Origin of the sequence: Fulvivirga marina (genome assembly GCF_016775155.1) — a bacterium.
GTDB classification, from domain to species: domain Bacteria; phylum Bacteroidota; class Bacteroidia; order Cytophagales; family Cyclobacteriaceae; genus Fulvivirga; species Fulvivirga marina.
The window spans coordinates 58,504-71,521 of the sequence record NZ_JAEUGD010000066.1 but is presented as its reverse complement, the minus strand read 5'-3'; the positions used below and the strand labels follow the sequence as shown (position 1 = coordinate 71,521).

Below are 13,018 nucleotides of genomic sequence, written 5' to 3'. Positions count from 1 at the left end.
TGTCTTCCAGTTATCTTATCATTGATTTTACCTTTGTATTAATTCCTTATATATATGAAACAACCAGATTCTCTTTTGCAGGTGGCAGAGTTCCACAAAACTTTCCAACATCCTATTCTGGATAATCCATCAATTCCCGATGAAAAGAGATGTGCTTTAAGGGTATCCTTAATTGCAGAAGAGCTTAAGGAGCTTGAAGAAGCTATTAAGGACAAGGATATCATTGAAATTGCGGATGCTTTATGCGATATTCAATACGTGTTGTCAGGCGCAGTGTTAGAGTTTGGTCTTGGAGAAAAATTTAAAGAACTGTTTGATGAAGTTCAAAGATCAAATATGAGTAAAGCTTGTGATACTGAAGAAGATGCTCAGGCAACAGTTGAGTATTACAAAGCCGAGAAAGATACAGCGTGCTATTACAAAGAAATTGATGGGAAGTACCTGGTATTCCGTACTTCAGATAACAAGACTATCAAATCTATAAACTATTCTCCTGCCGATTTAAAATCTATTCTTAAGTAATAATTTCTGTTTAAACACAGAAATTATTAAATTATAGAATATTCTGGATTTTAAATGTCAAAGGAAATCGAAGATCTAAAGGCTGAAGTAAAGCGGTTAAAAGCGTTGGTCCACCAAAACAAATCATCTGGGGGGGATCAAACATTCAAAGATTTATTTGACAATAGCACTGATTTGATTTATATACACGATGAGAATGGTGTATTTATTGATGTTAATCAGGCGGTGGTGGATAAGTATGGCTATAGCAAAGAAGAAGTTATAGGCAATACGCCAGTTATGTTTTCTGCCCCCAATATGAATGACATAGAGGATGTAGAAAGCAAGATCAAAATTGTGTGGGAGGGAGGAGTCGCACAGTCAGTTGAGTGGTGGAGTATAAAAAGAGATCAGGGGATTTTCCTTAAAGAGCTGATTTTAAGAAAAGGCAGGTACTTTGGTAGAGATGTTATAGTGGCAACGGGTCGCGATATCACAGAAAGAAAAGCGGTTGAGAATCAGTTATTAAAAAATAATAAAGAACTCAAAAACCTCAATGCGACTCTTGATGCATTTGTTTATAGTGCTTCACATGACTTAAAAGCTCCGCTTCTGTCCGTTAAGGGGCTACTCAACTTAATGGAGGTTGACCATGATACTGATCCTGACTATTATCTCGAACGGATCAAGCTGGCCATAGAGAAATTAGCTGATTTTGTGAATGACCTTGTGGAGTATTCCAGGAATACCAGAACTGAGGTTAAGGTTGAAAGGGTCAACTTTAATCGTCTACTGATTGAAGTGTTTCATAACTTCGAGTTTTTGCCGGAAGACCAACAAATCAAAAAGATTATCAATATTGATCCCATTGATGATTTTTACTCAGACCGTTACAGAATATTTATTATTCTTAATAACCTTGTTTCAAATGCTATCCGTTACAGTGACTTGGACAAGGAGACAAGTTACATGAAAATATCGATAACCAGAGATCGTAGTGCTGTAGTGATATCTGTTGAGGACAACGGGATTGGGATAGCCAAAGAACATTTTGAAAATATATTCAATATGTTTTATCGTGCTACAGATGTAAAGACTGGTTCGGGTCTTGGATTATACATTGTTAAGGAAACTTTACTTAAGTTAAGTGGAACGATAAAATGTACTTCAGAGGTTAAAGAGGGTACTTGTTTTGAGATTAGGCTGCCAAGTCTGCAATAAAAGCTGATGTCTAATAAGTAGACCCCATTTGTACTTTACTTCCTTTTATCACTGTGCTTTCGATTGGAGTTGCCATACAACAAGTTGACCCTAGTAAAAACATGCCTATTTCATCTCCAATAGATAGATAAGTCCCAGGTTTAAAGTTTTTGTTAAGCACTATAGTGCCGACTGCCGGTCCTCCGACGATTGAAAGGTACCAAAAAAGACCATCGTCATCCCTAAGTATTACATTAACCCGTTCATTACGTATTGCTGGTAGTGAAGGGTCTGTTTTATAGACCCACGGCCTTAGAAGTATCAGTTCACCAGGAATGCGCTCATAGTCAACAGCAGTGCCACTAACAGGGGCATGTATTCTGTGGTAATTATTGTTATGTAGGAATATATTGGAAAAGTAGTAGTCATCGGGTATTTTACTTCCATAGCTGCCAAAAATAGCTCGAATGTGCCTTTTGTCACCCTTGACATTAATTTTAGGCATGCTGCTTACCAGGCCGATGTCGCAAAGCAGGCCCTCGCATGGCCAGATATAAGGAGAGTTAATTTTGGGAGGTTCTATATACTTTCTTGTAAAGAAATCCTGAAAATTTCTATATCCCTTGCGTCCGTTCTCTGATTGGAATAAACCCAGGTAGTCGTCACCCAGTCCATTAAACTTACAGTAAGGCTGAATTATATACCGAGTGAAGGTTTTGTTGTAGACTTTGGAGTAAATTTTAGATACTTGCTTTTGCCAATAAGCAGGAAGAAGCCCCCAGATGTTTAATGATATGAAGCGATATAAGAGTGTTGTCATTGAGTGTGTCTATTGAACCTATAGGTTTTTACGAGCTTCAATGATGAAAAGATGACATTGTAGAGACCATTTAGACCAACAACATGCAATGAATGATCAATGGCAACGTATGTAATATGAAATAGTTTCTAGATGTAAAATTCCAGTTGGAATACAGGCGAAGTGCTTAGTGGTAGAGGGCGTACCGCTAGAATATTGGCGTTGTTAAAGACATGGATAAACTCAGTCCGGCTAATACGTTCCTTGCTTTGTCCCGGTTTGATCTTGTGGTATTGCATACGACCGGACTGATTTGCAGTAGCACTGTAAACAAAATTGTATCTGAAAGGAATAGGGGAGGGTACAAATCTCAAACTACCCATAAAAATCTCCTTTTAATATGAATTCTTGAAGTCAGAGTAAAGCATACTGTTCTGAATAGAGTTGTATTGTGCTAAAAGAGCATATGCCGAATTGGGCACATAGTTAAACCTTAGTTTAAGGTTCTCTACTTCAGAGGATAACTCTTTAATGTAAAACCTGATTTGTTCAAGGTTTTTGCATCTTTTGGGCTTTTCAAAGTTTCGTCTGGCAAAACTTGAAAATTGTTCGTCTAATTTCCTTTTCTCAAATTCGCTCATTTAATGTGTTATTTTGCACACGTTTGAAATGTAATAATACATAATATAAGCTATATAAGCAAATTTATATAAATTATTATTGTGTAATAATGCACAAGATAATTTTGAGTGTGATTTAAGGTTGTTCTATTTAAATAGTTGATTTTGAGTTTGTTAAATGATTTTTTGTGATTTTTTTATTTAAGGTCTATAGCTAAGAAATTTACTATTCAGGTGAATGTAGTTTTCAGAAATGTATGTTGAACATTTTTAGTGTCAGTTAGTAAAGTATTAGCTGTTCCTGGTTAAGTATATGGAAGTCTTCATATTATTCTTGCCGGCGCACTCAATTAGACTATGCTTATAACGGGGGATTATCAACTATTTAATTATATTTAAGAATTGTAAAACTATAAAACAGAAAAGTGACTATGGAAGAATCTACGGCAGGAGGCTTTCTTGAAACGTGGCATTTAACGATGATAATTGGGGCTATCTTCTTTTTTGTATTATCCATTATTATCTTTATTTACCACCAGTTACGCATATCTATGATAAGCGGGTTCAAGGAAAAATATGATTACATACGCAACAATGAAATCAAGGTCTATAAGATAAGCTTCATTTGTATAGCTGTAGCTGTAGCAATGATGATCAATACTTATGGCAAAGGTTCTTTAACTTTTGATCCTGTTTGGTTTTTTGTCAGGTCGTTTATCTCAGTAGCAGGGGGTACGCTAGTAGGTTACATAGCTTCATTGGTCTTACAATACTATTACCCAACCAAACTCAATAAGAAGCTAAGAAAGTGGCGTTATACGCCGCGAATAAATGCTGAGACTGGTAATAAGATGAGGCTTTTAAGTGAGGATGAGGAAGATGTCCATCTGGATGAAGGGATGAAAGCCGAAGAAAATGTTTTTTCTGTAGACTATGATGTGTGGATTGATGAAGATACTGGTTATACTAAAATCGAAAAATACCCTGGTCACCTTGAGGCTTTACAGTGTGGTAACTGTGGTTTTTATACACTTAAAGTTGTGCGTGAGGAGATCATAGAGCCTCCTACAGAAACTAAGGAAGGCGAACTCATAAAGCATTATGAGTGTAAGTATTGTGGTTCGGTTAGAGCTACTCAGTTCCATATAGCTAAAGAGGAGAGTTATGAAGGGTTTAAGCCTGAGAAGTCCCAATTCAAGAAAAATGCTCTGGTGAGTGTAGTTAAAGTAGAGATTCACGGTTCGTCTGGTGAAAGGAAAGCATATACCTTTCAGACCGTGGAGCAAGCTAAAAGTTTTCTGGAAGAATTTGATTTTGAGAAAGCTGGATAGTCATTTTTTAATTAAATGAACGATTGTAGACTTTGAACTGCAGTGGTTCGTTCTGTGTTTTAACTAAGTTTTTTTTACATCTGGCACCCTTTTCGTTGTATATACGTTATACATCAAAATATTTAATACTGAAATAAGAAGAAGAGAAGCATGAAGAAGATCGCGATACTCATAGCACCAATTCTGGTACTTTTAAGTTTTATCACCTACAGCTCCAACTCAGTCCTAGATTTTAATACTACATTAAGTGATTCTACTAAAATTACGCCTAAGTCGTACTATGGCAATGAAGCCAAACTTATTACTCAAATTCTCGATACCTATCATTACAAAAAAATAAAGCTCAACGATTCCCTGTCATCAATTATACTCACTGATTATATTGAGACACTGGATAACAACAAGTCGTATTTTCTAAAATCTGATATTGAAAAATTTGAGAAATACAGAACTAAGATTGATGATTATCTGGAAGGAGGCAACGTCAATCCCGCCTATGAAATCTACAATGTGTTTAAGGAGCGTTTTGATAACCGTATGACTTTTGTATTAGACAGTATGATCAATATGGACTTTGATTATTCGGTAGATGAGTATTATAATACTGATCGCTCAAAGGGAGAATGGGCTACATCAGAAAAGGAGCTTGATGATCTATGGAGGAAAATGGTGAAGAGTCAGACTTTATCATTGAAACTTAATGGAAAAGACAAGGAAGGTATAAAGGAAACTATTAAGAAGCGTTATGAGCGATTTAGTAAGGCAGCTCAACAGCACCGTTCGGAAGATGTCTTTGAGGTGTTTATGAATGCCGTGGCTGAGGCGTTTGATCCGCATACTAATTATTTTTCACCTAGAACTTCTGACCGCTTCAAACAAAACATGAGCCTTTCTTTGGAAGGTATAGGTGCCAGGTTGCAAACCGAGGCTGATTTTACTAAAGTAGTACAGATATTACCCGGAGGGCCTGCCGAAAAAAGTAATCTGTTGCATGAGAATGATCGCATTACAGGTGTTGCACAGGGTGAAGATGGAGAGATCGTTGATGTTATAGGTTGGAGAATAGATGATGTGGTGCAGCTCATCAAAGGGCCTAAAGGTACTACAGTAAGATTAGAAATATTACCAGCCGAAACCGGCGTAAATGGTCCCTCTCAGGTGATCACACTTGTACGCGATAAAATTAAGCTTGAGGATATGCAGGCGAAGGCCGATGTGATTCCTCTGATGAAGAATGGTAAGGAATATAAGATCGGGGTGATTACACTTCCGAGCTTTTATATGGATTTTGATGCCTATCAACAAGGAGATCCAAATTACACCAGTACAACCCGAGATGTTAAAAGGTTGGTTGAAGAGTTGGAAAAGAAGGGTATTGATGGCCTGATGATGGATCTTAGAAACAATGGAGGGGGATCGCTGGCTGAAGCTATAGACTTGACCGGATTGTTTATAAAAAATGGTCCTGTGGTTCAGGTGAGAACTTCTACCAATAAAGTGGAAGTTGGTGAAGATGAAGATCCTGAGATTATATATAATGGACCGATGGCAGTTATGATCAATAGATTTAGTGCTTCTGCTTCCGAGATTTTTGCTGCAGCTATTCAGGATTACCATAGGGGGGTGGTGATAGGAGAACCAACTTTTGGAAAAGGGACTGTTCAAAGTGTAATAGACTTGGGGAGATATTTGCAGGTGCCGGAGGGCGAAAAGGTAGGTCAGTTGAAATTAACACTTCAGAAATTTTACAGGGTTACAGGTAGCAGCACACAGCACTTAGGGGTAAGTCCTGATGTTAACCTTCCTTCTGCCTTTGATGCTGAAGAGTTTGGAGAAAGCGCAAGCAAAAGTGCTCTACCTTGGGATCAGATCAACAGCACAACTTTTAATATGACCCAGGAAGTATCACCACAGTTGGTACTTAAACTGAATGATGAATACGCCAAGAGACTTGAAACCAGTGCTGAATTAAAAGCGTTGGTAGAGGATACCAAAGAACTCAAACTCAATCTCTCTAAAACGCAAATCTCGTTAAATGAAGAGAAAAGAAGAAAAGAGATTGATGAAGCAGAAAAGCGTGAAGCAAAACGTGTAAGCTTGTCAGGGGCTCAAATACAGAAGGAAGGGGAAGGCAGTTCTGATGAAATTAATATAGAAGATCAATACCTAAAAGAAGGGGTTATCATTTTGACACAAATGATTTCCGACATAGGGTAAAAATTGTAAGTAAAATTAAACAAAAAAGGGAGAGTGGTAATTGCTACTCTCCCTTTTTTGTTTCTGAGGGGGCCGAAAAAGTATTACTTTTAAGGGTTCTAAATTCTAAACTTTATAATAGTTATGATAAACCGAAAGTTATGTATACTACTTATCTTTTTCATGTGTTACGGCTTAAGCTCTGCACAAGATAAGAAAGAGTATAAAAATCTGAAGGAGGCTATATATGCAGGAAGAACCCTGTCTGGAGACGCTGGACCTCGCAGCGTCAACTGGATAGATGGTGGAGATCGTTTTTCATATATAGCCAGTGAGGCGGAAGTACCTGAAATAAGATCTTTTAACCCTAAAACGCAGAGCGATGAGCTTGTCTTCAAGGCGGAAGGGGTAAAATTCCCAGGACAGGAGAAAGACTTTGAGTATACTTCATTTCAGTGGTCAAAGGACTCAAAGTACATTCTGTTTCAAACTAATTTTAGACCGGTTTGGAGAAGATCGGGTATTTCTGATTTTTATTTCTATTCCCTAGAGGACAAATCACTTAAACTAGTAGCCAAGGATGCACAGACTGCAGAGATATCTCCAGATGGTACCAAAGTGGGGTATGAGAGGGGAGGAAATCTCTATATTTTTGACTTTGCCTCACAAAAAGAGTCACAACTTACCTTTGATGCAGAAGACTATTTCTACAACGGGCGCTTTGGTTGGGCCTATGAGGAGGAATTTGGACTTGCACAGGCATGGATATGGTCACCTGATAGCAAGTATATTGCCTTTTGGCAGTCGGATGAAAGAGAAGTACCCATTTTTCAGATGACTGACTATTCAGGGCAGCATGCTGAGTATGTTAATGTTCCCTACCCAAAGGTTGGAGACACTAACCCTTCAGTACGGATAGGGGTGATCAATATAGCTAAAAAGAGTAACCAATGGATGGATGTGAAGCTTGATGGAGGATACATTCCCAGGCTTTACTGGACTTCGAAGCCAGGTACGCTAGCTATAGTACACCTGAATAGAAAACAAAACCACCTTAAGCTCTTCTTTAATGATGCTGATACTGGTGTGGGAAAGTTGATTATGGAAGAAGAATCTGAGGTATGGGTAGATGTATTTGATTTTTTCGCAGGTATTATGCATCTTTTTTTCTTTCCTGAAGATAAAGAAGAGTTCCTTTGGATATCAGACAGAGATGGGTGGAGCCATATTTACCGATATGATTACAAAGGCAAGGTGCTTAATCAGGTTACACAAGGTGAATGGGAAGTAACCCGTTTTGAGGCAGTTGATTCCAGAGGTGACGTAATATATTATACCAGTACAGAGGCATCTCCACTTGAGAGACATCTATATGCTATTGACTTTAATGGTAAAAATAAAAAGAAACTGACTACAGCTCTGGGACGTCATCACCTCAACGTTGCTCCAAATGGTAAGTATTACATTGATTCTTACTCTAATTCAAATACACCATTACAGGTAGAATTATTATCTATCAAGGGGAAAATGCTCAAAAAGTTTGAAAGTAATGATGAGGTTAAAGCATTTACTTCTGACAACTTCTATGCGCCTAAAGAACTCATCAGCTTTACTACGTCTGATGGGCAAAAGCTTGATGGCTATGTAATTAAACCAAAAGATTTTGATCCAAATAAACAATACCCACTGGTATTGAATATCTATGGAGGCCCAGGAGCTCAGTCTGTATACAATGAGTTTGCTTCTAATGGCTGGGAGCAATACCTGGCTCAGGAAGGGTATGTGATTGCTAGTGTTAATAACCGAGGTTCTGGAGGTTATGGTAGTTCATTTGAGAAAGTTGTATATCGGAACCTGGGTGAGATCGAAAGCAAAGATTTTGTTGAAACAGCCAAATATCTGGCCTCCCAGCCTTGGGTTGATGGGGAAAGGATGGCCATAAGAGGACATAGCTATGGAGGGTATATGTCAAGTTACACCATGCTAAATCACCCTAATGTGTTTAAGGTATCTCTAGTAGGGGCACCTGTTACCGACTGGCGTTTATACGATAGTATTTACGCTGAGCGCTATATGGACCTGTTGGCGGATAATGAAGGTGGCTATAAAAGAAGCGCCTCTACCACGGCTGCCGGTAACCTACAAGGGAAGATGTTTATAGCACACTCTGCGATGGACGAAAATGTTCATATGCAAAATACGATGCAATTGGTAAAAGCGCTTATTGACTATGGAAAGGATGCCGATCTTAGAATCTATCCTCCTGGTGCTCATGGCGTGGCTTATGATGGTGTAAGTTACGTCTTGCTATACTCACAATATGTTAATTACCTGAATCAGTATTTAAAATAGGCATTAAGCCTGAGACTTAAGATAAAGTCCATTCATTTTCCATCGATGGAAGATGAATGGATTTTTTATTTAAGAAAAAGGAGTAAATCCATCCATAGATAAACCATGATGGTTTTCATGTCGTTAACTATGTTGTAAGGATAACCGCATCAATATGAAAAGGCTTCTTGTACTTCTCATCCTGATCTTCTCCTGTTTCGAGGTACTACCTCAGGACTCACTCATAAAGATGAGTATTTATTTTGATGGTGGAAGATACTATATTGATGATTTACAGGTAGAAAAGTTGCAGGAGTTCATTCAGAGAGTGGAACGGTTGGAGAATTATGAAGTGATCATCTTTAGTCATACCGATAATATTGGGGGGCGCGAATATAATCTTTGGTTATCCAGAATGCGCAGTATGGCTGTTATTGAGAAATTAATGGAAATAGACGTGCCTCGGGAGATGATCAAAATTCGGGATTTTGGTCTTTCTAATCCACTTTATACTAATACATCACATAACGGCCGTATCATGAACCGGAGGGTTGATGTCATACTTTGGCCTGTTGTGTTTTGACCTAGGTAACCAGGTCACCTGGTATGTTATTTTGAAAGCTTTATCAACAAGTTTCCAGAACTCTAAGTGATCTGATAAAGGAACACAAATAAAGGGCATATGCTTGAAAAGCAATTGTATATGTAGTATGTATAAAATTCGTCAGTAATCGGCTGGTAGGGTTAATAGAGGTACATGGCTATGTAGTACTAGATTTCGGGTGGTGCTCCCTTTAAACAACTGCCCAAAAATATTGTGACTTTCAGGGCTTAAGGCCAGCATATCGATGTCATTCTGATAAGCGTACTCATTAATGCTTTCGGCAACATTTTCAGACGATACGTTTACAAAACTATGCTCAAACTCTCTGAATTTTTCAGCAAGCCATAATACAGCGTCAGAATGAGCATCATCTGCCAGCGATGGGTGTTCACCTTTTGAAACGTGTAGAAAAAAGATTTGCGCTTTGAAATGCCTTAAAAAGTGTCTCAAAATAGTGAGAAGGTGGATGTTTTCCTTTTTGTGAAGATCCACTGCCAAAGCAATTTTTTTGATATTGAATTTTTTTGATTCCAGGGGGATCGTTACCACTGCACATTTAGTGTTCTTTACTACTTTATAGGTGTTGCTGCCTAAAATATCCTCAAACTTGTTGGTTGTACCGGTTGTACCCATAACTATTAGCGAAACCTGCTGTTCTTTTGCCGTGGCCAATATTTTGTCTACAGGGAAACCAACGCAAACTAATGTTTCAATATAAGGAGTGTTGATATCATCAAGCTCATTGGTAAGATTCTCTAATTTCTTTTTGGCCTCCGACGTTTCTTCCGTAATGATATGGTCATCCACAAACATGGTGGCATCACCACCGACTGGTTCCACAACATGCATTAATATAAGTTTGGCATGAAAGGCCTTGGTCATTTGAGCTGCATAAGACATGGCATTCAATGAGCTTTCAGAAAAGTCAATTGGCATTAATATTTTGAGCATAACTTTTAAGGGGTTAATCAGTTTTAGCTATTTATTTTTTAGAGTGCATCAGTGTACTTCACTATTAAAATATTTTGATAAGATTTTAAGTTGTAACTGACTGATTTTCTTTGTTTTGTGTGGTGAGTTTAAAGCAAGGTAAGTCAGCCCAAGACGTGACAGTTTCCAGTCTCTATAGACATTCCCTTTATTACATATGTACACCGGTTTAATATTTTCAGAGGTGCTCATATGCACGCTGTTCATAGCATCAATCAGTGGCGAAATAGCACTATTAAGCTCATCTACATTTTCATAACCAATAGACTTCATCCAGTCCTGAGCATAGTATCTTAATTCATGATCATTCAATGCTTCCAGAAAACGTAGCAAAACAGCACTTTCAGTTGGTACTCTCTCTAATGATGTGATTGATATTTCCATGATTTTAACGGGTTTGTTTTAGCTTACATAAGTATCTTGCTTTTGCATGTCACGCAACCTTTTGAAAAGGTCTTGTTCTTCCTCTGATAGTTGAGTAGGAATCTGTACATTGATGGTCAAATACAAATCCCCGTACGTCTTTCCGGTAGGCATACCTTTACTTTTTATTCGAAGAACTTTACCGTTGGCAGTTCCGGCAGGTATGGTTATGTTCACTGCTCCATGTAGAGTCCGTACAGTTGCTTTTCCACCAAGTATAGCAGTATAAATGTCAACGGCAAGGTCGTGGTAGAGATCATTACCCTTTCTTTGATACAATGGATGAGGGTTAATAATTATTTTCAGGTAGAGATCTCCTCGGGGACCATTAGGGACAATTGAAGCACCTTTTCCCTTGAGCCTTAGTGTTTGACCGTCATTTACACCAGGTTTAAGTTTTATCCTTATCTTTTCACTATTAATACTGAATGTTTTTGGACCACCATGAAATGCATCTTCCAGACTGATATGAAGGTCGGCATGCAAATCTTGTCCTGCCGGAGTTCTATGTCTTCTTTTTCCACCGGTGGCCCTGCTACTACCACCAAAAATGGTTTCGAAGAAGTCTGAGAAGTCTGTGTTTCCAAATATGTCATTAGGGTCACCCTGGTAATATGAGTAGCCCTGGCCTTGCTGACCTGAGGCATACCTAGACCAGTCGAAGTCACTATCATGCCCACCGGACTGCTGGAAATGCCTCCAGTTACTACCGAGCTGGTCATACTTCTTTCTTTTTTCCGGATCTTTCAGAACTTCATAAGCTTCGCCTATTTCTTTAAATTTTTCCTCAGCAACCTTGTTATCAGGGTTTTTATCCGGATGATATTTAACAGCCAGTTTTCTATAAGCCTTTTTTACATCATTTGCAGATGCAGTTTTATCAACTTCTAATATCTTATAATAGTCTTTGTATTCCATATTGAGCCTTAATGTCTGTTTAATAATAACAAACCAAACAGTGAATGAGTTAAATTTAGTTACTAACACTTGTTTCGGACAATAACGACGGTCAATGCGAAACATGACTTATATCATCCCCATATTGGGTTAAGTGGTATGTCGCTTCTTCCTTATATTAATCCTGAGGCTATCAATAAAAATGCCCTGAATTTTAATCCAGGGCACTTAGCTATTAGTATGCTTATATTGATGAAACACACAAGCTATCACTAGCCTTCTAATGCGGAATGAATATATGGAGCCCTGGTACTGTCCGGAAACAGCTGGTCGAGCACCTCTTCCAGTTGCTTTTCGGAATAAATGAGCTCATCATTTTTCTTTCCTATTGTTTCGCAAATTTGAAGAATGCAATTCTTTTGCTCCTGCGTCAAATTCTCTGATTCTTCAGTAAACAATACTAAAGCCGTGAGCTTGGAACGAAGGTCATACGACTTCACTTTTAACCTGCGTGTATACCTTAAAATATTGTGGTATTCATCATTTAATTTCATGTATATGTTATTAGCTGATTAGTTCTATATAATTTAATAAAATATTAGAGAAATAATGCCTGTTTTGGAGAATAATTTTACGTTTTTTTTACCTGCTTAAGGTCAGTGACTTAAGGTGCCTTAAAAGTTGCTATTTGATAGCCGTTGCAACTACCAATAATTAAAATTCAATTAAAACGTACGGTGTAAGATATTACATGTTTCTAAATGATTAGCTGTAAATTATTGTCTAATTTTATTAATGTAACAATAATGCCTAAAATGTAACTCTAAAGTTAAATGTAATGTCGGGTAGAAGCACTATGTATATGTACTGGTTTGGTTTAGTTTACGATCTGTCATTTATTGTTTCAAATCTGGAGGCAGTAGAGGCAAACTGAGGTTGTGCTATAGACTAGCGAAGAGGCCGGGAATCTTGAAATATATTTCCATTGCATATGCCATTTACTCTGAAAGGAAAATATGGTGACTTGAAATGGCAGCTTTCTCATAAATATGTACATCAGGTTATAAATATTTATGATTCTCAAGACATTGCCTTTTGTGTATTGTGTACTAAACGGATAGGCAAT

Annotated in this window: 13 protein-coding genes; 6 read left to right on the top strand and 7 right to left on the bottom strand. The window is 37.9% G+C overall.

Annotation, left to right across the window (positions count from 1 at the left end; translation table 11 throughout):
- The first annotated feature begins 54 nt into the window (after nucleotides 1-54).
- Together JMN32_RS21325 and JMN32_RS21320 are read left to right on the top strand one after the other, a co-directional pair.
- On the top strand, nucleotides 55-522 hold the full coding sequence (locus JMN32_RS21325) for a pyrophosphohydrolase domain-containing protein (RefSeq protein WP_202858412.1): 468 nt from the start codon (nucleotides 55-57) through the stop codon (nucleotides 520-522).
- Nucleotides 523-576: 54 nt separating this feature from the next.
- The gene (locus JMN32_RS21320) at nucleotides 577-1,722 is read left to right on the top strand and encodes a PAS domain-containing sensor histidine kinase (protein ID WP_202858411.1); all 1,146 of its coding nucleotides are present in this window, start codon (nucleotides 577-579) and stop codon (nucleotides 1,720-1,722) included.
- Between the two features lie 10 nt (nucleotides 1,723-1,732).
- Here JMN32_RS21320 and JMN32_RS21315 read toward each other — a convergent pair whose 3' ends face one another.
- From JMN32_RS21315 to JMN32_RS21305, 3 genes are all read right to left on the bottom strand, one after another.
- Nucleotides 1,733-2,521, bottom strand: coding sequence for a phosphatidylserine decarboxylase (locus tag JMN32_RS21315; RefSeq protein ID WP_202858410.1), 789 nt, complete (start codon nucleotides 2,519-2,521; stop codon nucleotides 1,733-1,735).
- A 128-nt stretch (nucleotides 2,522-2,649) separates the two neighbouring features.
- A complete protein-coding gene (locus JMN32_RS21310; protein WP_202858409.1) occupies nucleotides 2,650-2,883 on the bottom strand; it encodes a hypothetical protein in 234 nt (77 codons plus the stop codon).
- A 12-nt stretch (nucleotides 2,884-2,895) separates the two neighbouring features.
- Nucleotides 2,896-3,141, bottom strand: a complete 246-nt coding sequence (locus tag JMN32_RS21305; protein ID WP_202858408.1) for a hypothetical protein — start codon at nucleotides 3,139-3,141, stop codon at nucleotides 2,896-2,898.
- A gap of 410 nt (nucleotides 3,142-3,551) precedes the next feature.
- On the opposite strand from JMN32_RS21305, the gene JMN32_RS21300 reads away from it, so the two are divergent.
- The 4 genes from JMN32_RS21300 to JMN32_RS21285 all read left to right on the top strand — a co-directional run bounded on the left by JMN32_RS21300 (nucleotide 3,552) and on the right by JMN32_RS21285 (nucleotide 9,561).
- A complete protein-coding gene (locus JMN32_RS21300; RefSeq protein ID WP_238354577.1) occupies nucleotides 3,552-4,451 on the top strand; it encodes a hypothetical protein in 900 nt (299 codons plus the stop codon).
- A 150-nt stretch (nucleotides 4,452-4,601) separates the two neighbouring features.
- Nucleotides 4,602-6,668: a carboxy terminal-processing peptidase gene (locus JMN32_RS21295; RefSeq protein ID WP_202858407.1), complete on the top strand. Its 2,067-nt coding sequence runs from the start codon at nucleotides 4,602-4,604 to the stop codon at nucleotides 6,666-6,668.
- Between the two features lie 123 nt (nucleotides 6,669-6,791).
- Complete coding sequence (locus JMN32_RS21290) at nucleotides 6,792-8,999, top strand: S9 family peptidase (RefSeq protein WP_202858406.1); 2,208 nt, start codon at nucleotides 6,792-6,794, stop codon at nucleotides 8,997-8,999.
- A 154-nt stretch (nucleotides 9,000-9,153) separates the two neighbouring features.
- Nucleotides 9,154-9,561, top strand: coding sequence for an OmpA family protein (locus JMN32_RS21285; protein ID WP_202858405.1), 408 nt, complete (start codon nucleotides 9,154-9,156; stop codon nucleotides 9,559-9,561).
- Nucleotides 9,562-9,702: 141 nt separating this feature from the next.
- Here the strand turns inward: JMN32_RS21285 and JMN32_RS21280 are convergent, their stop codons facing one another.
- From JMN32_RS21280 to JMN32_RS21265, 4 genes are all read right to left on the bottom strand, one after another.
- On the bottom strand, nucleotides 9,703-10,533 hold the full coding sequence (locus tag JMN32_RS21280; protein WP_202858404.1) for a universal stress protein: 831 nt from the start codon (nucleotides 10,531-10,533) through the stop codon (nucleotides 9,703-9,705).
- A 48-nt stretch (nucleotides 10,534-10,581) separates the two neighbouring features.
- On the bottom strand, nucleotides 10,582-10,956 hold the full coding sequence (locus tag JMN32_RS21275; RefSeq protein WP_202858403.1) for a hypothetical protein: 375 nt from the start codon (nucleotides 10,954-10,956) through the stop codon (nucleotides 10,582-10,584).
- An 18-nt stretch (nucleotides 10,957-10,974) separates the two neighbouring features.
- Nucleotides 10,975-11,913 (bottom strand): DnaJ C-terminal domain-containing protein, encoded by a 939-nt coding sequence (locus JMN32_RS21270; RefSeq protein WP_202858402.1) that lies wholly within the window; start codon nucleotides 11,911-11,913, stop codon nucleotides 10,975-10,977.
- A 251-nt stretch (nucleotides 11,914-12,164) separates the two neighbouring features.
- Complete coding sequence (locus JMN32_RS21265; RefSeq protein ID WP_202858401.1) at nucleotides 12,165-12,446, bottom strand: hypothetical protein; 282 nt, start codon at nucleotides 12,444-12,446, stop codon at nucleotides 12,165-12,167.
- Nucleotides 12,447-13,018 lie beyond the last annotated feature (572 nt).